The sequence below is a fragment of the Actinomyces glycerinitolerans genome (assembly GCF_900098745.1).
Taxonomy (GTDB): domain Bacteria; phylum Actinomycetota; class Actinomycetes; order Actinomycetales; family Actinomycetaceae; genus Actinomyces; species Actinomyces glycerinitolerans.
Map to the genome: position 1 here is coordinate 226,672 of NZ_FQTT01000001.1, position 19,465 is coordinate 246,136.

16 protein-coding genes are annotated in these 19,465 nt (G+C 64.9%); 8 read left to right on the plus strand and 8 right to left on the minus strand.

Going from position 1 to position 19,465, the window contains the following annotated elements; all coding sequences use genetic code 11:
• Positions 1–427: 427 nt before the first annotated feature.
• Entirely contained in the window at positions 428–1,615 is a 1,188-nt protein-coding gene (manA, locus tag ACGLYG10_RS00920) for a mannose-6-phosphate isomerase, class I (RefSeq protein ID WP_073327154.1), read from the minus strand.
• 264 nt (positions 1,616–1,879) lie between these two features.
• On the opposite strand from manA, the gene rfbA reads away from it, so the two are divergent.
• The 3 genes from rfbA to ACGLYG10_RS00935 all read left to right on the plus strand — a co-directional run bounded on the left by rfbA (position 1,880) and on the right by ACGLYG10_RS00935 (position 4,043).
• Entirely contained in the window at positions 1,880–2,752 is an 873-nt protein-coding gene (gene rfbA / locus ACGLYG10_RS00925; protein ID WP_073327778.1) for a glucose-1-phosphate thymidylyltransferase RfbA, read from the plus strand.
• A gap of 149 nt (positions 2,753–2,901) precedes the next feature.
• Positions 2,902–3,657, plus strand: a complete 756-nt coding sequence (locus tag ACGLYG10_RS00930; RefSeq protein WP_073327155.1) for a glycosyltransferase family 2 protein — start codon at positions 2,902–2,904, stop codon at positions 3,655–3,657.
• A gap of 2 nt (positions 3,658–3,659) precedes the next feature.
• Positions 3,660–4,043, plus strand: coding sequence for a DUF2304 domain-containing protein (locus ACGLYG10_RS00935; protein WP_073327157.1), 384 nt, complete (start codon positions 3,660–3,662; stop codon positions 4,041–4,043).
• A gap of 28 nt (positions 4,044–4,071) precedes the next feature.
• Here the strand turns inward: ACGLYG10_RS00935 and ACGLYG10_RS00940 are convergent, their stop codons facing one another.
• The 7 genes from ACGLYG10_RS00940 to ACGLYG10_RS00970 all read right to left on the minus strand — a co-directional run bounded on the left by ACGLYG10_RS00940 (position 4,072) and on the right by ACGLYG10_RS00970 (position 12,743).
• A complete protein-coding gene (locus tag ACGLYG10_RS00940; protein WP_073327158.1) occupies positions 4,072–5,175 on the minus strand; it encodes a glycosyltransferase family 4 protein in 1,104 nt (367 codons plus the stop codon).
• Between the two features lie 45 nt (positions 5,176–5,220).
• Positions 5,221–6,477: a lipopolysaccharide biosynthesis protein gene (locus ACGLYG10_RS00945; protein ID WP_170866420.1), complete on the minus strand. Its 1,257-nt coding sequence runs from the start codon at positions 6,475–6,477 to the stop codon at positions 5,221–5,223.
• A gap of 2 nt (positions 6,478–6,479) precedes the next feature.
• Entirely contained in the window at positions 6,480–7,343 is an 864-nt protein-coding gene (locus ACGLYG10_RS00950; protein WP_073327160.1) for a LicD family protein, read from the minus strand.
• Positions 7,340–8,221, minus strand: a complete 882-nt coding sequence (locus ACGLYG10_RS00955; protein WP_073327161.1) for a LicD family protein — start codon at positions 8,219–8,221, stop codon at positions 7,340–7,342. Before ACGLYG10_RS00955 ends, ACGLYG10_RS00950 begins: the two co-directional genes overlap by 4 nt.
• Positions 8,202–9,212 carry a DMT family transporter gene (locus tag ACGLYG10_RS00960; RefSeq protein ID WP_083565258.1) on the minus strand — a complete coding sequence of 337 codons (1,011 nt, stop codon included), beginning with the start codon at positions 9,210–9,212 and terminating at the stop codon, positions 8,202–8,204. Before ACGLYG10_RS00960 ends, ACGLYG10_RS00955 begins: the two co-directional genes overlap by 20 nt.
• Positions 9,209–11,068: a phosphotransferase gene (locus tag ACGLYG10_RS00965; RefSeq protein ID WP_073327163.1), complete on the minus strand. Its 1,860-nt coding sequence runs from the start codon at positions 11,066–11,068 to the stop codon at positions 9,209–9,211. The genes ACGLYG10_RS00960 and ACGLYG10_RS00965 overlap by 4 nt, the downstream gene beginning before the upstream one ends.
• A gap of 115 nt (positions 11,069–11,183) precedes the next feature.
• Positions 11,184–12,743, minus strand: coding sequence for a DUF2142 domain-containing protein (locus tag ACGLYG10_RS00970; protein WP_083565260.1), 1,560 nt, complete (start codon positions 12,741–12,743; stop codon positions 11,184–11,186).
• A gap of 464 nt (positions 12,744–13,207) precedes the next feature.
• Here ACGLYG10_RS00970 and ACGLYG10_RS00975 point away from each other — a divergent pair, with 464 nt between their 5' ends.
• From ACGLYG10_RS00975 to ACGLYG10_RS00995, 5 genes are all read left to right on the plus strand, one after another.
• Positions 13,208–14,680 (plus strand): sugar nucleotide-binding protein, encoded by a 1,473-nt coding sequence (locus ACGLYG10_RS00975; RefSeq protein WP_073327166.1) that lies wholly within the window; start codon positions 13,208–13,210, stop codon positions 14,678–14,680.
• Positions 14,681–14,817: 137 nt separating this feature from the next.
• Positions 14,818–16,140: a UDP-glucose dehydrogenase family protein gene (locus tag ACGLYG10_RS00980; RefSeq protein ID WP_073327167.1), complete on the plus strand. Its 1,323-nt coding sequence runs from the start codon at positions 14,818–14,820 to the stop codon at positions 16,138–16,140.
• A 132-nt stretch (positions 16,141–16,272) separates the two neighbouring features.
• Positions 16,273–17,301 carry a glycosyltransferase family 2 protein gene (locus tag ACGLYG10_RS00985; protein WP_073327169.1) on the plus strand — a complete coding sequence of 343 codons (1,029 nt, stop codon included), beginning with the start codon at positions 16,273–16,275 and terminating at the stop codon, positions 17,299–17,301.
• 3 nt (positions 17,302–17,304) lie between these two features.
• The gene (locus ACGLYG10_RS00990; protein WP_211482951.1) at positions 17,305–18,468 is read left to right on the plus strand and encodes a glycosyltransferase family 4 protein; all 1,164 of its coding nucleotides are present in this window, start codon (positions 17,305–17,307) and stop codon (positions 18,466–18,468) included.
• Positions 18,465–19,412 (plus strand): lysylphosphatidylglycerol synthase domain-containing protein, encoded by a 948-nt coding sequence (locus tag ACGLYG10_RS00995; protein WP_211482952.1) that lies wholly within the window; start codon positions 18,465–18,467, stop codon positions 19,410–19,412. Before ACGLYG10_RS00990 ends, ACGLYG10_RS00995 begins: the two co-directional genes overlap by 4 nt.
• The last annotated feature ends 53 nt before the right edge of the window (positions 19,413–19,465 follow it).

Consider the following 19,465-nt stretch of genomic DNA (forward strand, 5'->3'; position numbering starts at 1 on the left):
GACCGCCGTAGCCGCCGGTTACAGCGGTCCAACGGGGCGTGGGCGGTCCAACCGGGGCGTGGGCGGTCCAACCGGGGCGTGGGCGGTCCATCGGGGCGTGGGCGGTCCAACCGGGGCGTGGGCGGTCCATCGGGGCGTGGGCGGTCCAACCGGGGCGGTACAAGACCCACTCGCCCCCTTCGACGAGCGCACACAGCCCACTCAAACTGGAGCCCCGTAGCCACCAGACACGACGAACTCGCCATCCGCTACCAGACCACCACCCACATCACCAGCACCGCCCCACCGGCACAAACGACTCACACAACACGACCTAACCGCCCAGCCGCCGAGGCAGGTCGAAGCTGCACCGAGACCGGTCATTGCGGCACGGCGCTTCCAGCCGATTACCCCAGAGCGCCCGGCGCCACGCCAGAACCGACACCGACTAAGGCACGTCGGCCTGGACGACGGTCCCCTCCCCCTCGACCGCCAGGGTGCGTTCGTCGGCGCCGACGAACAGCGCCTGTCCGCGCACCAGCGGCGCCTGCCCGGCAGGCGTGGTGACCGTCGTACTCCCCTCGGTCGCCAGCACAATCCGCGGCCCTCGGCCGGGCACTTGCACGCGCCCGTCGGAGGGGACCACGGTGGTCACAAGCAGCTCGAAGTCGTCCACGGGCACGTAATAGGCGCGGGTCGCCCGGGACAGGTACTCGGGGGCGGGACGCACCGGGGGCGCCGCCACATAGTCCACACAGGCCAGCATCTCCGGCACGTCCACGTGCTTGGTGGTCAGCCCGGCGCGCAGCACATTGTCGGAGGAGGCCATCACCTCGATGCCCATGCCTGAGATGTAGGCGTGGACGCTGCCCGCGGGCACGAACAGGGCCTCGCCCGGCCGCAGGGTGACGGGGTTGAGCAGCAGCGCTGCGGCCACGCCCGGATCGCCGGGGAAGGACCGCCACATGCTGATCACATTGGAGTCAACCCGCCGCGACGGCGAGTCTCCGGCGGTGAGCCGGGCATCTATCTCCTCCACCAGTTCGGCGATCTCCGCCGGCGCGGGCCGGGTGGAGGCGGAGACGAGGTCGGTGAACACCTGCCGGATCCCGAAGCGGGTCGGATTCAGCCGCAGGGTGCGACGCATGCGCCGAGCCAACGGGGAGCGCAGCTCGGCCAGTACCTCGGCGGCCCGCCGCGGCGCCCGAAAGCCGGTGACCGCCTCGAAGTGGGTCAGCGCCAACACCATCTCCGGCTTGTGGTTGGCGTCCTTGTAGTTACGCATTGGACTGTCCAGGGGAACACCGGCCTCGTTCTCCAGCTCGTAGCCCTCGACCGCCTGTTCCAGCGACGGGTGCACCTGCAGGGAGAGTACGCGGGCGGGAGCGATGAACTTGAGGAGGAAGGGCAGCTTGGGGCCGAAGCGCCGCACCACATCCTCCCCGAGCAGGCGCTGCGGGTCGGAGTCGATGAGTGCGGCCAGGGTGCGGTCACCCACGCGGGTGGGCCCGGCGGGGTGAGCGCCGTACCACTGCTCGGCCCAGGGTTGGCCGTCCTCGTGGATGCCGAGAAACTCGGGTATGGCCTCGGGCGAGCCCCAGTCGTAGCGCTGCCGCGCACCGTCAAGACGTTCCATGAAGGCCAACGGTAACGGAAGCTGCGGCCGCCTCCGGTCATGACGCCGGCGACGCCCCGCCCCGGGACTCGCGACGGCTCAGGGCTACACGCTTCCAGCGGCGCTCACGGCTACTCGCTCCCAGCCGCCCCCTCGGCGACCCGCCCCGGGCGGTACCAGGTAAGCCCGGCACTCGTCTTCTTCCGGGACCCGTCAGACAGTACCGCAAAAACCCGGCCGCCCCAATTGCGACGAAATGGGGTGTGCATGGTCCAGACTGTGCCCATGCGAGGCATCATCCTGGCCGGCGGCTCCGGCACCCGACTGAACCCCATCACCCTGGGCACCTCCAAGCAGCTGGTGCCGGTGTACGACAAGCCGATGATCTACTACCCGCTGAGCACGCTGATGCTCGCCGGCATCCAGGACGTGCTGGTCATCACCACCCCGCACGATGCGCCCAGCTTCCACCGGCTGCTGGGCGACGGCTCCCAGCTGGGCGTGAACCTGTCCTACACGGTGCAGGAGGTTCCCAACGGTCTGGCGCAGGCCTTCGTGCTGGGGGCGGACTTCATCGGCGACCAGCCGGCCGCCCTGGTGCTGGGTGACAACATCTTCTACGGCCCTGGCATGGGCACGCGCCTGCGCCGCCACACCAACCCCGACGGCGGCGTCGTGTACGCCTACCAGGTCGCCGACCCGACGGCCTACGGTGTGGTGGAGTTCGACGCCGACTTCAAGGCCGTGTCCATCGAGGAGAAGCCCACCCGCCCCAAGTCGGACTACGCCGTTCCCGGGCTGTACTTCTACGACAATGATGTGGTTGAGATCGCCAAGAACCTCGCTCCCTCCGCGCGCGGCGAGTACGAGATCACCGACATCAACCGCACCTACCTGGACGCCGGGCGACTGACCGTGGAGGTGCTCCCCCGCGGCACCGCCTGGCTGGACACCGGCACCTTCGACTCGCTGGCCGACGCCACCAGCTTCGTGCGCACGGTCCAGCACCGGCAGGGGCTGAACATCGGCTGCCCGGAGGAGGTCGCCTGGCGCATGGGCTTCATCGACGACGACGGCCTGCGCGAGCGCGCCGAACCGCTGGTCAAGTCCGGCTACGGTCAGTACCTGCTCGGCCTGCTCGAGCGCGAGCGGCGCTGACGGGCCCAGCGGCAAGCCGCCCGCACCCGGACAGTGAGGCCGCGAATGCTCCACCGCAAGAGGCCGAACCGCGCAGGCGAGTCGTTTCCGAGACATCTCAGCCAATTGCTAACGTAGTCGTACAAAAAACCCGCTCAGCAGGAGTTGCCATGCCCACCCAATTCCCCAGCACGCTGGTCATCATGCCGGCATGGAATGAAGAGGACGTGATTGGTGGGACCATTAGCGAACTACGCCGGATCGTCCCGGACTACGACCTGCTCGTCGTCAACGACGGCTCTACCGATCGCACCTCGCAGATCGCCCAAGAGGCCGGAGCTCACGTCCTCGATCTGCCCTATAACCTCGGCGTCGGCGGGGCGATGCGGACCGGATACAAGTTCGCCCGCCGTTTCGGTTACACCAGAGCCATCCAAGTCGACGCGGATGGCCAGCACGATCCTCGTGACATCAATCGGGTACTCGCTGGGCTCGAGCACTCGAACATCTCCATCGGAGCACGTTTCACCAAGACCGGAACATACCGGGTACGCGGGCCAAGGCGCTGGGCGATGGTGATGCTCGCCACCATTATCGGACGGATTGCGCATACCAGGCTAACCGATGTCACCAGCGGCTTCCGTGCGGCGGATGCGATCGCGATCGACCAGTACTGCCTCCACTATCCGGCCGAGTACTTGGGGGACACAATTGACTCGCTGGTCATCGCTGTGCGCTCGGGACTGACCGTGAATCAAGTCGGTGTGGACATGAGGCCTAGACAAGCAGGCGCGCCTTCCAACAATCCCTGGAAGGCTGCCGTATACCTCATCAGAAGCATGTTCGCACTGTTCATCGCGCTGACCCGCCGACCCATTATCCGAGCGGGGCGTGAGTCGACAACAGCCGCCCAGAAGGGGGAGTGACTATGTCCCAGCTCTTCTACCTCCTCATCGCCGCCCTCGTTGTCGCTTTTGTCTTCACGCTGCTGCGCGGCGGCAAACTGCGAGAAAAATACGCCGCGCTGTGGATTCTCGTGGGAATAGCCATCGTTCTACTGGCGGTGGTCCCCGGACTGCTATCGTCCTTGGCCCACCTCCTCGGATTCGAAGTTCCTTCAAACCTGCTATTCGTACTGGCGATCTTTCTATTGCTGGGGGTTACGCTCCATCACTCACTGGAGATTAGCCGTCTCGAGGACGAGACACGGATTCTGACGGAAAACATCGCAATCCTCAATCTAATTGTAACCCAGGCGGGTCTGGATTCCCATTTCCCCCGACATCCGCATGCCGGACCCGACACCAAGTAGCGGGCCCTAGAATCAGCATTCATGGGACTCAGCGACCGGCGAGTACTTCACCGACCACCTTGCTGTACTCACGTGCGCGTACCGGCCAAGTCCAGGGATCGATGAGCTCCCGTGATGCGGGAACCGGCGGATTATCCAAGAGTTCCTGGAGAGCCGTCACCAGACAGTCCAGGCTCCGCTCACGACAGATCTTCACCGGCGCCCCCGACTCCCTCAGCAGCTGAGCGCCGGGAACCTCAAACGTCACGACCCGCCCCCTCTCGGCAATTGTCTCCAGTAGGGTGGTCTGAAATCCCTCAGACAGCACCGTAGGGTTGACCAGCGTCGCTCCGCGCAGGGCTGCGCGCGCCTGCTCCTGCGGTACACGACCGCGTATCGCGACCACTCCGTTCAACCCCAGCGTCCTGCACTCCTGACGGGCCTGAGCGAGCTGAGCTCCGTCGCCCAGCAACTCGCCGGTCACGTCCTGCCCTGCCGCTCGCAACGCCGACACCGCCCGCAGGAAGGTGTCCCATCCCTTTCCCGCCACAACTCGGCCTACAAACACCAGGTGGTCAGGCCGGTCCGGAACCGCATCCGTGAAGACTGATGGTGTAATCGCGTTGTAGAACACGTCTGCATGTGGAGCACCTAGACGTCGAGCGAATGCAGCCGCCTCGGGCGAGACACCGAGCACCCGGTCGGCATGGCGCAGAACATATCGGCCCGCAGTAAGGTCAACGGCGCGGGAGCCCACGGTGATAATGGGGGAAGGAGAGGCGACGAAACCACTCCCGTGCTCGGTGTGAATGACGGGAAGCCCCGCCGCCTGTGCAGCCCGCATCCCTACGAGGCTCATGGGGAAGAAGCGTGTGTGTGTAGAAACGACGTCGACGTGCTCACGCCGCAGGTACTGCGCGATTGCCCGGGCCGTTCCCGGCCCCGGGAAGGAGATGACCTCCGCGATCGGCAGGTGGGCACGGCCCGTCAGAACCTTGACGCCGCCGTCGTTGCGCCTGGAGCGCTCAGACGAGATCGTCAGGACGTGCACCCGGTGTCCCAAGTCGTCCAGCCCCTGAGCGAGGTTGGAGACGTGGGACTCGAGCCCGCCGAGACGAGGCGGATAGGAGTTCGTAACGATAGCGAGGTGCACAAGCGGCCTTTTCTGAAGTGATGGGGGTGACCGGCATTCAGCGTACTACCGACGCGTCGTCGCGTGCGTCTGCGCACCGGCCAGCCGCGCTGAATGCAGGGACAGAAGTAAGAACAGCAGGGCGAGCACGAGCATCGCCCCCGCGTATGACAGGGCCGCTCCCATCAGCGCCCAAATCGGCACCAACAGGCGGCTGAGCACCAGGACGACGACGGCGGCGGCGGCGTAGCCTCCAAAGACCAGAACCTGACGACGCATAGTTGTCAGGGCGTAGTACAGGATGACCGCCACAGCGTTGAAGGCACCACCGGCAACCAATATCATGAGCTCGGGCAGATAAGCCGAGACATCCTGATTGAAGACAAGCTGCAGGATCCACGGCCCCGCCACGAGCGAAACCAACGCCACCAGGACGAACGCCCCGGAAGTGGTCACCAGGCCCCGGCGAACAAGCCTGGCGAACCCCTGTCTGTCACCGCCGACCCAACGGGAGGCAATCGGGGTGAGCAATGGCCGGAACACAAACAGGGAAAGCATATTGATGGCTACTGCCGGCATGTAAATGATAGCGAACACGCCTTGCGCCTGAGAGTCCAGGAACTCCTCAATAGCGTACCTCGGCGCATTGGTCAGATACATCGCTAGGAAAGAGCCGAGGAATAGCGGCAGGCATTCTACGAGCAGGGACCAGATCCGGCTGAAGTCCCAGCATGGTCGCACCGAGAACAGGCGCCGTGCCGCGGGCAGGTACAGCAGAACGAAGGCGATGCTGGACATCACCAACGTCAGAATGGTGGCACTCATCAGGTCATGAGTCACCACCAGGGTCACGACGAAAACACCGGTCGTGGTAGTGATTCGCCAGAAGCAGGCACGGCCTCCTATGTCCAGCCGCCCATTGCGCTGGAACTCGGAGTAGAACACATCCTCAACCGCATCGAATATGCGCAGCATAGCCACCAAGAGGCTAACTAGTCCGTCGCGAGGATTAGCCCCCGCCATGGTCGCCGCTACGATCCCCCCAATCATGAGTACGGTCGTCACGATGCGGGTGGCCAGGTAGTTCCCGAATGCGTAGCGCCCGGAGACGTCGGTTACATGATAGGTGCGAACCTCGTACATACCCAGGGTTTGGAATTGCTGGCCGACGGCGATCGCCAGGGAATAGACCCCGGCCGCGGCAATTCCGGCGGTGCGAGTAACCGCCGTGAGCATGATTACCAGGGAAAGCGAGCTCATGAGCGAGGCCGCGGTATTCCACACGTAGTCGCGGCCCAACTGCCGCCTGTCGCCACTGACCACGCCTAGTCCTCCGGTGAAGCATAGGGCCCAAAAGTCACCCAGGCTGCCGCATGGTTCACCCGCTCATCCTCCGCCGGCAGTTCCATATAGCTACCATAACCGCGGGTCAGGACGGCATCATACTGGCGAGGCAGCATGACACGAATCCCCTCAAAGGGCACCCGGCGGGCCGGGAAGAGCTCGTCCAGACGCACTGCCCAGTGGCGCGGGTCTGTGGTCGAGTAGTCACCCAGCATCTCGGTGTGGCTTCCCTCGAAGCGTCTCGCGCTGCGCTCCCACCGGCTCTGCAGCAGGCGCGGACTTACGCCGAGCATACGCATCGTCCAGTGGACAACATGCAGCACGCCGGTAGCGAGATGGGTCAGGGGGGCCGGCAGGTCAACCTGCGCGTGCGGGGTTCCTCTCAGGTACAACAGCCTCCCCCACAGCCAGGTACTTCGCCTTTGGCGGCGGTAGGAGGCGCCATCGTCAGGCAAGGAATCGAGCGGGAACAGATCCACTCCAATGGGCATGCGGTAAGGGCGATCCCGCGCCGCCTGCGAAACGAACTCACTGCCCACCAGTCCTAGAACAGCGAAAGTCTGAGGATAGTCGGGATCGGAACGCGGCGAGTGAATCTTGAAGGCCTCGCCCAGCACAGCGGGAGCCTGGTCAAGGAAGCGCTCGTAATCCGGACGGGGCATGCACACATCGGCGTCGTCATCCCAGGGGATGAACCCCCGGTGACGCACGGCACCAATAGCGGTGCCGCCGTAGACGGTGTAGCGGACTCCAAGGTCAATGCACACGCGGTCAAGCTCCTCTAGGACAAGCGTAGTCGCGCGCTGGACTTGGGCGAGCTGCTCCGATGGTTCGTCGCCGCTCATGACCGTCCTTCCTCGAACTCGTCGGCATACGGCCCGAAGTCGACCAGGTGCATCCGGTGATTACGCTGCTGGTCCGGCGGCGGCAGGGCCATGTAGTCGCCGTAACCGCGGCTCAGCAAGGCGTCATAGTTGTGCGGAAGCATTACGGTGATGTCCTCAAAAGGTACGTCGCGGGTGGGGAACAACTCCTCGCGGGTGACTACCCAATTGTAGGGATCGCGCATGGTGAAGTCGGCCATACGTCCCGTGTCCTCGTGCTCGTAAGCGCGTACTGCCTTCTCCCACCGCAGCTGCAGCGCGGCGGGCGAGACTCGAGTCAGCCTCAGGCCCCAGTGCACCAGAGTTGTGAGCGCATAGATCAGGCGGCGGCGCACTCCGGTGATGCCGATAAGGTAGGGGCGGGGAGTACCTCGCAGAAACAGCAGGCGGCCCCAAAGCCAACTCCGGCGGCTCATAGAACGCATGGCGCCGTCGTCGTCAGGAATATTATCCACCGGAAGGACGTCGACGAAGAAAGGCATGCGATAGCTCGAGTCCTTATCCGCTTCGGGGATTAAAAGCGTTCCCTTGAGCACCATTTTGGTGAACATAAAAGGGAACTCGGGGACGGTACGGGTGTTGTGCAGCTCGAACTCCCCTCCCATGACGGCGGGGGCCTCGCACAGGAACCGCTCGTAGTCTGCACGCGTGAGCATCACGTCAACGTCGTCGTCCCACGGAATAAATCCCCGGTGGCGAACCGCTCCGATGGCGGTGCCACCGTAGACGGCGTACTGGATCCCCAACTCGCGGCACACCCGATCGAACTCGCCTAGCAAACGGGTGAGCAGCACGTGGATGTGGTCAAGCTGCCGCTGGTCAGCCGCGTGAGAAGGCATTGGCATCTCCCGTCTGATCTGGGCCGTCATCAGTTGGCGAGTCAGGGCAGGCCGCATCGCGTCCAGCCCCCGGAAAGGTCACCAGCGTACGCCAGTCCGGCGTAGCCGCCAGTACCGTTCCAACCAGCAGGACGAGGCACCCCGCGATCTGCAGCGGCGTGGGCACGGACCCTTGGAGCAGAAAGGCGAACAGTACCGCCCATGCCGAATACGAGATATTCAGAGCCATGCCTCGCGACGCCCCGATTGTGCCGATGGCCTTGTAGTAGAACAAGTATGAGAACGCACCCGCAATTCCGGCAAGCGCAACGACCGAGGCGGCCCGCGTTGCCACAGACGCCAAGGTGAAACCAAGGATCCCGGACAACGGTGCAACCACTAGCAAATAGACCAGTGAGGACGTGGTCTCGCGAATCTGCAGCGCAGTCTCGTTGTCAACCGTGTCATCACGCATGCCCCAGGCCAACAGCACGGCCTCAGAGCCCCAGCCCAACACGCACGCGAGCGCGGCAAGAACACCGACCGGCGCTGAGCCGGGAACATCGAACTCCGTGGAGGACCATCCGATAAGTACCACTGCCGCCAGTGCCACCACCAGCGCCACCACCTGTCGCGGTCTCATACGCTCGCCGAGCAGAATCGCGGCCAGCAGGGTGCCCACGGCGGGATAGAACGTGGAGATGATCGCGGTGTAGGCAGGACCGATGTTATCAATCGCAATCAGGTAGCCGGTCATTCCGAAGGGACCACCCAGGAGCGCCCCAAGCATGACAATCTTACCGCTACGAGTGCGCAGGGCCGCCGCGGTATCGTGCAGCCGACCCCGCGCTGCCATATATAGCGCAAGCACAATAGCGCACGTGGTGTCGTGCAGAACGGCGCCGGTTAGCGTCGCGTTCCCAACGCCGAGAAACGGCACCAGTACCAGGGCCATACCGAGAACAACGGTGTCGAGGCCCCACAGCGCCCCGCTGATCACCCCGTACCTCATGCCACCGCTCCCGCCGACAGGCGCGGCGCCGGCGCGCTCAACAACGGAGTGTCTGTCTCATAGGAGGCCAACAGCGCATCAACGTAGTCGACGGCATGGCGGTAGTAGATGAACAGCCACTCCCCCACTTCATCCCCCTCCGCTTCCTTCGCCAACGCCCATACATACCAGCACCAGCCGGCGAAAACGACGTGTGCCCAGAAGTGACGTCGCTCAACGGGAGTGGGCTCGCCCTCGAAATAGGCGAATAGCGCTTCCTCAGCCTGCTCACCGCTCAGCTGGGCGCACACGACCATGGTGCCGAAGTCGCTAGCAACATCGGACATACCGGCATACTCCCAGTCGATAAGATCGATGTGCCCGTGCTCATCAACGAGGAAGTTCAGCGGAAAGAAGTCATTGTGGCTGGGCCCGACCGGGAAGCCGTCGGCATCGGCATAGCGGCTAAGCCGAAGGATCTTCTCCCGCAGCTCGCCATATCCGGGCACATCGACGGGACCGTTGGCGGTAAGTAGGCGCTCGTAGCGCAGCCCCTCCTCCACGAAACCGAAGCTGCGCGCGAGCACTCGGTCGCTGTTGTGAAGACTGCGCGCCATGGACATCGCCCGCGCCAACTCACCAGGACGGTTCACGTCTAGATTACGACAGTGGGGGATGAAACGGGATATCTTCCACCCCTTGTCTGGGTCGCCCGCGAGAAATGTCCGGTCAATGCCGAGCTCCCGGGCCAGGAACAGAGCATCAAACTCAGCTTGCCGATCAACGATCTGGTCCGTGCCGACGCCTGGATGACGGTACACGTATTCCTGGCCGCCGGCGCTGAAGTGGCACGAGAGGTTCGTGATGCCCTGCTTGAGCGGATAGAAGTCGACGATCTCTGCCTTTGGCACGCTCAAAGCCGAGGCAATATTGTCGAACACCTCCGAGTCCACATTCTCCATGAACAACGGATCGAAAGAACGGATCTCGTCAACCGAGTCGAACTCATTGATGACGCCAGCCGGGTAGCGGCGCACTCGCATGTCAAGGTCGCTGACGTGGTCGAGGTAAATCGCTTCCCACAGCTTTGCGGCGGTCTCCGGCAGGTGGTACACCTCTTCAAGGATCTGGCGGAACGCTGCCGAGAAGGTCCGGTCGAAGTAGACGTGACCGAGCATCGTCCAGGCGTCGGCACCGCCCATAGTCGCGCCGGTAATGCGATCACCTGCGCCCACGGTTATACACCACTCGTCGGTGCTGCCCTCAGCATACTGGGCCGAGTAGTAGGCGTGATGGACGTGCGACTCGAAGGGGTTAACGGTGAAGTAGTCATCCGAGGAACACACGTAGGTGTTGTCGAGCCGGTCGCGTACGCGCCACAAAGAACCGTTGTTGTTACGCGTGGCGTACTCATCATTGACGACGATTCGGACGCCGTATTTCTCCGCCAGGTAGAAGAAGTACTCCTTCTTGTATCCGACAACGACGGTGATGTCGCTTATTCCGGCTTCAAGTAGCTGTTCAATTTGCCGCTCGATGAGCACCTCCCCACGGACCCGCAGGGTTCCCTTGGGACGCTCGTAGGAAATCGGAGCGAACCGCTCGGAGAGCCCAGCAGCGAGTACGACGGCGTTGGTCACGCGGTACGGTTCCAACGCGGCTGCACCCGCGTCAGTCAGGGAGCGGTCCGCCAGCAGCCCGAGTGCCTCACACTCGCGCACCGCAGCGTTGGCGCTGCCCAACGACATGCCGGTCGCCGCCTGGACCTGCCGCTGAGTCAGCGGCTCTCCGGCGCGCAAGTACGCGTAGAGCACATCGAACTGCGACCGTTTCAAAGAAAGGGTCCCCTTATCTGGAGAAGTCACAGGCAACACCATCCGTTCATCAGCTTTCAATCATGGCTAGCGTTCGAAAGCATACACACGCCACCCAGATTTGAACAAACGCCGCCGGCGTTTCCCCCGGCGATGGCCCACACCGCCCACCTCCAGGTCACGCGGCAGCAGGCGACTCCGCCGTCGGGGCCGCGGAGGCAGCGGGAGTCTCGCGCTCAACCGGCCGTGACCTGCCGCCGCCCACCAACCACACCAGCATCGTGGAGGCCAAGAGGGTACAGGCCGTGACCAATGCCCACAGCTGCATCGGGGAGATAGGAATGTTCCACCACCACTGGACGCCGACATCAAGGTTAAAGGGCACACGATTGATGTCCTCAATGCCTTGCGTATACCGGAGCAGTAGTCGATGAACCGCAGCGGAACTCACCGCAGTGGACACAACGACGACCAGCATCGCCTGCGTACGAGTCATCATCGTACGCGAGTCGTCGGTGAGAAAAAGCACGAGGTAGAACACCGCCAGCAACGGCAGCACATAGCGGGGCTGAACCATGACATAGACATTCGGCAAGCCATTGAGAATCGCATACACAACGGGCATTCCCGCCAGCGCCCCGAGAATAACTCCCGCCGACAACAACTTACGCCAGGTCATCACCCGGACTCCCATGAACAGCGCGATACCGGCGAGGCTCAGCGCGCCAATGGTGATCACGCCGTCCATGGGGACATCCCACCAACCTCCACCCCAGCGGCGCCCATACATACCCGCCAGGAACTGAGGCACACCCTGAACGATCTCGAACAGCCGGGTACGAGTCATTGGCGGAGGCTGAGCCCCCTCACCGGAGGCGTAGCCGCCCTGCCCCGTGCTCCGCATCACCCAAACTCCAGCAAAGCCAACAACAGCCGCGACCAGCGCATGGACACGGATCTGCCGCCGCCAACGCACCCCCAGAAGCAGCGCCAGGGAGACCACGAAGAGGAAGAAGGCCGCGTCGCCACGGGACATGCAGGCGAGCACGCTCCCAACGACGCCCAGCCCCAGCAGCAGCCACTGGCGCTTACCTTCAGCCCTGAGCGACATGAATAAGCCGGAGGCGTAGGCAAGCACCCCAGTCAGCGCCCACGAACTGGGATTATTGGAAGCTACGAAATATACGCCCATTGGAATCCAGGCGAATCCGACCGCGGCAATGTAGCCGGCACGCAGTGCGGGTGGCGACAGCAGCGCAATCGTTCCCAACAGGGCCACTGCGATGAGGACGTTGACAACACGCATTAAGATCACCGAGCGGGTGACGTCGCTACCGACGAGGGCGTGATGGAAACGGTAGTAACCCACCGGATAGTTCCCGTCGTCATAACGAGCCGTATAGGCGGTCGTCTCGTCCGAATAGGACATCCGGCAAGCAGCAGATGTCTCCGGGTGCTTCTTATAGCAGAGCGAATCATCATCGATGGTCTGCGGCACCAGGACCTGCGTAACGTTGTCGATCGTCTTGGTCTGACAAGACTCCGCCACCGGACGCGGACACCATATGCTTCCCAGATGGTAGTCATCGTCGGGAGAGCCGCCCGATGGGGAGCACAGCACCCAGCCGACCCCGACGACGAGCAAAAGCAGCATGGTCAGCGCGGCCCCGAGGCGCCTGCGGCTTCCAAGGGGCCACCGCGATCGTCCCGCCTGGCTCGACCCGGTTGCTGCATCCATTGATTATTCTCCTCGTTGCTCGACGCGATGCCCGCACCCCAAGCCGACCGGAGAGGAGTGGAACGCCGGCGCTGTCGCACCCCGCCATGCAGGAGTTGCGCATGCCGCAGCAGCACGCAGTCTCGTCAACACGACCGAGAAGATCTCGCAAACAGTCGCCGGAAGCTCGCGCCAGGGAATGCTAGCAGGTATTGAGGCGGCTATGGAGACTCTGTTTGTTTCCTGGGTTGCCTGGAGTGAAGCCAACCACCCGGGCTTAGCGGCATTGGCTGGGTGGGCCTATCCAGGTTGCTGCCAGTGAGGTACCCCTGCCATGGCGCGTGAACGTGCGGTTTCCTCGACCGAGAGACGGCATTTGCCCAGCCGGGAGGGACGGGATGCCCTACAGGTCTAGGCTAGGTGGGTCGACGGCTTGCGGCGCTCGCCGTCAGCCCGGCACCGTAGTGCGAACCAGATGGAGAACCATGACTGACACGGCCGACACCCCCGACCGCACCGACGGCATCGAGCTGCTCAAGCCGCTCGGTGTTGAGACCACCCCGATTCCCGGCTTCCTGCGCATCGATCTGACCGTGCACGGCGACAACCGGGGCTGGTTCAAGGAGAACTGGCAGCGGGAGAAGATGACGGCCCTGGGGCTGCCGGACTTCGGCCCGGTGCAGAACAACATCTCCTTCAACGACGAGGTCGGGGTGACCCGCGGCATCCACGCCGAGCCGTGGGACAAGTTCGTGTCGGTGGCCACCGGGCGCGTCTTCGGTGCTTGGGTGGACCTACGTGAGGGGCCGTCCTTCGGCACCGTGTACACCACCGAGATCGACCCGTCGGTGGCCGTGTTCGTGCCCAAGGGTGTGGGCAACGCCTACCAGACGCTGGAGCCGAACACCGCCTACACCTACCTGGTCAACGATCACTGGTCGCCCGACGCCCAGTACACCTTCTTGAACCTGGCCGATGAGACCGTCGCCGTGCCGTGGCCGATTCCGCTGGAGCAGGCGATCCAGTCCGACAAGGACCGCGCCCACCCGCGCCTGGCGGACGTCGTCCCCTTCGCAGCCACCGACGCCACCGCGGATGGCAGGCGCGTGCTGGTCACCGGCTGCAAGGGGCAGCTCGGCCGCGAGCTCATGAAGCAGCTGCCCGCGGCCGGCTTCAGCCCCACCGGCGTGGATCTGCCGGAGGTGGACATCTCCGACGCCGACGCCATGGCCGCCTGGGACTGGTCCGCTTACGACATCATCATCAACGCCGCCGCCTGGACGAACGTCGACGGCGCCGAGACCCCCGAGGGACGGCCCCTGTCCTGGCGCGCCAACGCCACCGGCCCGGCAAACCTGGCCCGGGAGGCGGCCCGCCACGATCTGACCCTGGTGCACATCTCCAGCGAGTACACCTTCGACGGCACGCTTGAGCCGCACACGGAGGATGAGTCCCCCAGCCCGCTGGGTGTGTACGGCCAGTCGAAGGCGGGCGGCGACGCCGCCGTCGAGGCCACTCCCAAGCACTACCTGGTGCGCACCTCCTGGGTGGTGGGTGACGGCAAGAACTTCGCCAAGACCATGGCCTCCCTGGCCGCGCGCGGCATCGCTCCGAAGGTGGTGGACGACCAGACCGGCCGACTCACCTTCACCACCGACCTGGCGGCCGGCATCATCCACCTGCTGTGCACCGGCGCCGAGTACGGCACCTACAACCTGTCCGGTGAGGGGCCCGTGGTCTCCTGGTGCGACGTCGCCAAGCGCGTCTACGAACTGGTGGGCCACAGAGCGGACGAGGTCACTCCCGTGTCCACCGCCGAGTACTACGCCGGGCAGGAGGGCATCGCCCCGCGCCCGCTTCGCAGCGCCCTGGACCTGAGCAAGATCGAGGCGACCGGGTTCACGCCGGGCGACTCCATGGAGCGCCTGGACGCCTACGTGCCCACGATCGAGCTGTGAGTTCGTGAACGCTAGCGGGGTGCGCCTCATGGGGACGTGACCCACCCCCCACCCCTGTGGGCAACGAGTCCGAAAATGTGGCCATCTCTGCGACGCGACACGCGCCAAGTCCTTGCCTAGTCCGTTAGCCTTCCCACATGCGTATTTCGGTAATTGGTTGTGGATACCTGGGCGCTGTGCACGCGGCCTCGATGGCCGAGTTGGGCCATACGGTGGTGGGGGTTGACGTCGACGCCCGCAAGGTCGAGCTGCTGTCCCAGGGCAAGGCCCCCTTCTTCGAGCCCGATTTCGAGGATGTCCTGCGCCGCAACGTGGATGCCGGGCGGCTGACCTTCACCACCGACTACGCGGCAATCGCCGGCGCGCAGGTGCACTTCATCGGCGTGGGCACGCCCCAGTCGGAGACCGGTGCCGCGAACCTCACCTACGTGAACGCAGCCATCGAGGGCATGCTGCCGCACCTGGGCCAGTGCACCGACGGACCGGAGGTCGTCGCCGGCAAGTCCACCGTCCCGGTGGGTACCGCCGCCCGCCTGGCCGAGCAGGTCGCCCCTACCGGCGTGACCCTGGTGTGGAACCCGGAGTTCCTGCGCGAGGGCTTCGCGGTCAAGGACACCCTCGACCCCGACCGCATGGTTTACGGACTGCCCGACGACGAGCGGGCCGCGGCGGACGCACAGGCGGTCCTGGACGAGTTGTACCGGCCGATTATCGAGGCGGGTAAGCCCCGGCTGGTGATGGATTATCAGACCGCGGAGCTGGTGAAGATCTCCGCCAATGCCTTCCTTGCCACCAAGATCTCCTTCATCAACGCCATGGCTCAGATCTGCGACGCCGCCGACGCCGACGTGACCGCGTTGGCCGGCGCCATCGGCCTGGACGACCGCATCGGCAAGCGGTTCCTGCGTGCGGGTATCGGCTTTGGTGGAGGCTGCCTGCCCAAGGACATTCGCGCCTTCCAGGCCCGCGCCAACGAACTGGGCGTCGGCGAGTCGCTTGGCTTCCTGGCCGAAGTGGACAAGGTCAACGACGCCGTACGCCACTCCGTGGTGGACACCGCGCGTCGGCTGCTGGGCGAGGACTTGGCTGGAAAGCGGGTGGCGGTCCTCGGCGCGGCCTTCAAGCCGGACAGTGACGACATGCGCAACTCCCCCGCACTCGACCTGGCGCAGGAGTTCACGGACCTGTCCGCCTCTGTGGTGGTCATGGACCCGGCGGCCAGCCCCATCCTGGCCGACCGCGAGGGCCTGCCCTACGAGATCGCCTCCAGTATTGAGGCGGCGCTGAATGGCGCTGACCTGATCGTGCTGGGAACCGAGTGGAAGCAGTTCACCACCTTCGACCCCGCCAAGGCCGCCGAGCTGGTGGCCCGCCGCATCGTCATCGACGGGCGCAATGCGCTGCCGCGCGAGGATTGGAAGGCCGCCGGCTTCACCTACGCGGGCATCGGCCGGCGCTGAAGCTCGCCCCTGTGTAGGCATCCGGTGCCGCCCCGGATGGCGGGCAGCTTGTAGGCTTGGCCACGTCACACCATCGCGGTGCTCGACGCACCTACCTGCGTTCGCCGGCGCTCCCATCCGAGAAGGAAGTTCATGAAGCTGTTCGTGCAGATCCCCTGTCTCAATGAGGAGGGGACGCTAGGCCTGGTCCTGGACACGATTCCCCGTCAGATCGAGGGGGTCGACGAGATCGAGATCCTCGTCATCGACGATGGCTCTAAGGACCGCACCGTGGAGGTGGCCCGAGAGCACGGGGTCAAGCACTTCGTGCGCCACGCCCGCAACATGGGCCTGGCCCGCTCCTTCCGGGACGGCGTTGACTACGCCCTGGCGCACGGCGCCGACATTGTGGTCAACACCGACGGCGACAACCAGTACAAGCAGGAGTACATCGGCGACCTGGTGGCCCCGGTGGTGCGCGGCGAGGCCGACATCGCCATCGCCGATCGGCAGACCGCCAAGATCGCTCACTTCTCCTGGTTCAAGAAGCGCATGCAGCACTTCGGCTCCCAGGTGGTCAACTACGCGGCCGGCACCCGCCTGCCCGACGCCGCCTCCGGCTTCCGCGCCTACTCCAAGAACGCCCTGCTCAAACTCAATGTGATCACTCAGTTCTCCTACTGCATGGAGACGATCATTCAGGCGGGCAACAAGCGGCTGCGCATTGCGTCGGTGCCGATCACCACCAACCCCAAGACGCGTGAATCGCGCCTGTTCAACAACATCTTCCAGCACATGGCCAAGTCCGGTGGAGCGATCACCCGCTCCTACCTGATGTTCAAACCGCACGTGGTGCTGGGCTGGCTGGCAGCGTTCTTCGCGATCGTCGGGGCCATTCCGTTCGTCCGCTTCTTCATCCTGTGGTGCATGGGCACCGCCGGCGGTCACATCCAGTCGCTGGTCTTCGGCACCACGATGCTGGTGGCGGCCCTGCTGTGTGTGGCCCTGCTGGTGATCGCCGACCTGCAGCGCACCAACCGGGTGCTGATCGAGGAGACTCTGGAACGGGTGAAGAACATCGAGTATGGGCGCGTGGACGACACGCAGATCTCCGGTATCAGAGCCGCCCTCATCCCCGGCCTGTTGCCGGGCGGGGACGATCCCAACAGCCAGGAAGACTGAGACGTGCGCAGGGTTCTGGGCTTCGGCACCTATGACGTCGCCTCGCATCCGCGCGTCGAGGTGCTTCTGGAGGGCTTGCGTCGCACACCCGGCAACAAGGTCCGCGAGCTGGATGAGCCCCTGGGACTGAGCACCGCCGACCGGGTCGCGATCCTCAAACAGCCCTGGCGACTCCCGGTTCTTGCCGGGCGACTGACCTCGCGCTGGTCTCGTCTGGCCGCCGGCAGTCGCCGCTATCGCGGCTCCCACAAGCCCGATGCCCTGCTGGTGGGTTACATGGGTCATTTCGACGTGCTGCTGGCCCGTCTGCTCTACCCCCGCACGACGATCATTCTGGACCACCTGATCTTCGCCTCCGGCACCGCCCGCGACCGCGGCGAGGATGGGGCCAAGGCAAAGCTTCTGTCCGTCCTCGACCGTATGGCAACACACTGCGCCGATGTGGTAGTGCTGGACACCGCCGAGCACGCCGCCAAGCTTGACGCCTCCATCACCGACCGCGGGGTGATCGTCCCGGTCGGGGCCCCCATTTCCTGGTATGAGGCCGGAGAGGGCGCCGCCACGGCACGCGGCGACGACGACGGCGCCCGGAACACAGGACGCCCCCTCACCTTGGTCTTTTTCGGGCTGTTCACTCCGCTGCAAGGCACGCCATACATCGCTCACGCGCTGCGGCAACTTGCTGAGCGAGGTGTGCCGGTGCGAACGTTGCTGATCGGAGCGGGGCAGGATCGCGCCGAATGCGAACAGATCCTGGCCGGCTCCCCGGCCGAGCGGATGGTTCAGTGGCGCGACTGGGTGGACTCCGCCGAGCTGCCCCGTGTGGTGGCCGAGCACGACGTCTGCCTCGGCATCGTCGGCACCACCGACAAAGCGCTCGACGTCGTCCCGAACAAGGTCTACCAAGGGCTGGCGGCCGGATGCGCCGTCGTCACCTCCGACACCGCCCCGCAACGCCGCGCGATCGGCGACGGCGCGATTCTGGTCCCGCCGGGTGATCCCCGCGCCTTGGCGGACGCCCTGGAGCGTCTGGCAACCGATCCGACGGCACTGCGCGACGCACGTGAGCGCGCCAAGGCCGCCGCGGCGGCCTTCGTGCCCGAGCAGGCCGTCCTCCCGCTGGTCGCTGCCCTGGAGCGCGCTCGTACCACGGAGGCGACTCGGTGAGCCTGCTCATCAAGAAGACCGTGGATGCGCTGCGCTCCACGCCGGTCCGGGTTGGCTTTCTCGTGCTGGTGGTCCTGCTGGCCGTGTATGCGGTCGTCTCCCAGTGGGATGACATCGTGGCCGCCATGGCCGGCATGAATCCGCTACTGCTACTCGGTTCACTGCTGGCCGGCGTGATCTACGTGCTGCTGACCATGCTCGCCTGGCGGGTACTGCTGGCGGACATGGGCACAACGCTGCCGCTGAGCGCGGCCTTCCGCGTCTTCTTCGTCTCCCAGCTCGGCAAGTACATGCCCGGAGGGGTGTGGAACATCCTCGCCGCGGCGGAGCTCGGTGCAGACCATGACATTCCGCGCCGCCGCTCGGTGTCGGTCATGGCGGTGACGGTAATCGTCTCCATCGTCACCGGCGCCGCGCTGGCGGTCGTGATGATGCCCTTCGCCTCAGACCAGTTGCGCGACAGCTACGGCTGGGTGAGCTGGACACTCCCCGTCTTCGTCGTCATGCTGCTGCCGCCGGTCCTCAACCGGCTACTCGCGCTGGTCTTCCGGCTCACGGGGCGGCCTCCGCTGGAACATCCGGTCAGCTGGTCCGGGATCGGCGCCTGCACGGCCTGGACACTCGTCGCCTGGGCGGTCGCCGGCATTCAGGTGTGGCTGCTGGGTATCGGCATTGGAATGGCCGGCTCGCCGGCCACACTGGCATTGTGCATCGGCGGGTACGCCATGGCCTGGACCGTCGGCTTCCTGATCGTATTCGTTCCCGCGGGCGCCGGCGTGCGCGAGGGTGTGCTCGGGCTCGTCCTGGCGGGCTCGCTGACCACCGGCGGCGTCGTCGCGGTGGTGCTGCTGTCCCGCGTGGTGCTGACCGTCGCGGATCTCGTCATGGGCGGCGGAAGTCTTCTGACCATGCGTCGTGTGTCAGGCCTGCGCCGCACCAAGTAACTCAATTGATCCGTGGGGCCCTGCGAGTGGTGTCCCGCCGAGGGCCCGACGCT

What these genes read in the sequence shown, in the direction of transcription:
- rfbA (WP_073327778.1), top strand. Translation starts at nt 1,880, where the DNA reads ATGCGAGGCATCATCCTGGCCGGCGGCTCCGGCACCCGACTGAACCCC.
- ACGLYG10_RS00985 (WP_073327169.1), top strand. Translation starts at nt 16,273, where the DNA reads ATGAAGCTGTTCGTGCAGATCCCCTGTCTCAATGAGGAGGGGACGCTA.
- ACGLYG10_RS00955 (WP_073327161.1), bottom strand. Translation starts at nt 8,221, where the DNA reads ATGCCTTCTCACGCGGCTGACCAGCGGCAGCTTGACCACATCCACGTG.
- ACGLYG10_RS00960 (WP_083565258.1), bottom strand. Translation starts at nt 9,212, where the DNA reads ATGAGGTACGGGGTGATCAGCGGGGCGCTGTGGGGCCTCGACACCGTT.
- ACGLYG10_RS00930 (WP_073327155.1), top strand. Translation starts at nt 2,902, where the DNA reads ATGCCCACCCAATTCCCCAGCACGCTGGTCATCATGCCGGCATGGAAT.
- ACGLYG10_RS00935 (WP_073327157.1), top strand. Translation starts at nt 3,660, where the DNA reads ATGTCCCAGCTCTTCTACCTCCTCATCGCCGCCCTCGTTGTCGCTTTT.
- ACGLYG10_RS00975 (WP_073327166.1), top strand. Translation starts at nt 13,208, where the DNA reads ATGACTGACACGGCCGACACCCCCGACCGCACCGACGGCATCGAGCTG.
- ACGLYG10_RS00965 (WP_073327163.1), bottom strand. Translation starts at nt 11,068, where the DNA reads ATGGTGTTGCCTGTGACTTCTCCAGATAAGGGGACCCTTTCTTTGAAA.
- ACGLYG10_RS00980 (WP_073327167.1), top strand. Translation starts at nt 14,818, where the DNA reads ATGCGTATTTCGGTAATTGGTTGTGGATACCTGGGCGCTGTGCACGCG.
- manA (WP_073327154.1), bottom strand. Translation starts at nt 1,615, where the DNA reads ATGGAACGTCTTGACGGTGCGCGGCAGCGCTACGACTGGGGCTCGCCC.
- ACGLYG10_RS00970 (WP_083565260.1), bottom strand. Translation starts at nt 12,743, where the DNA reads ATGGATGCAGCAACCGGGTCGAGCCAGGCGGGACGATCGCGGTGGCCC.
- ACGLYG10_RS00950 (WP_073327160.1), bottom strand. Translation starts at nt 7,343, where the DNA reads ATGAGCGGCGACGAACCATCGGAGCAGCTCGCCCAAGTCCAGCGCGCG.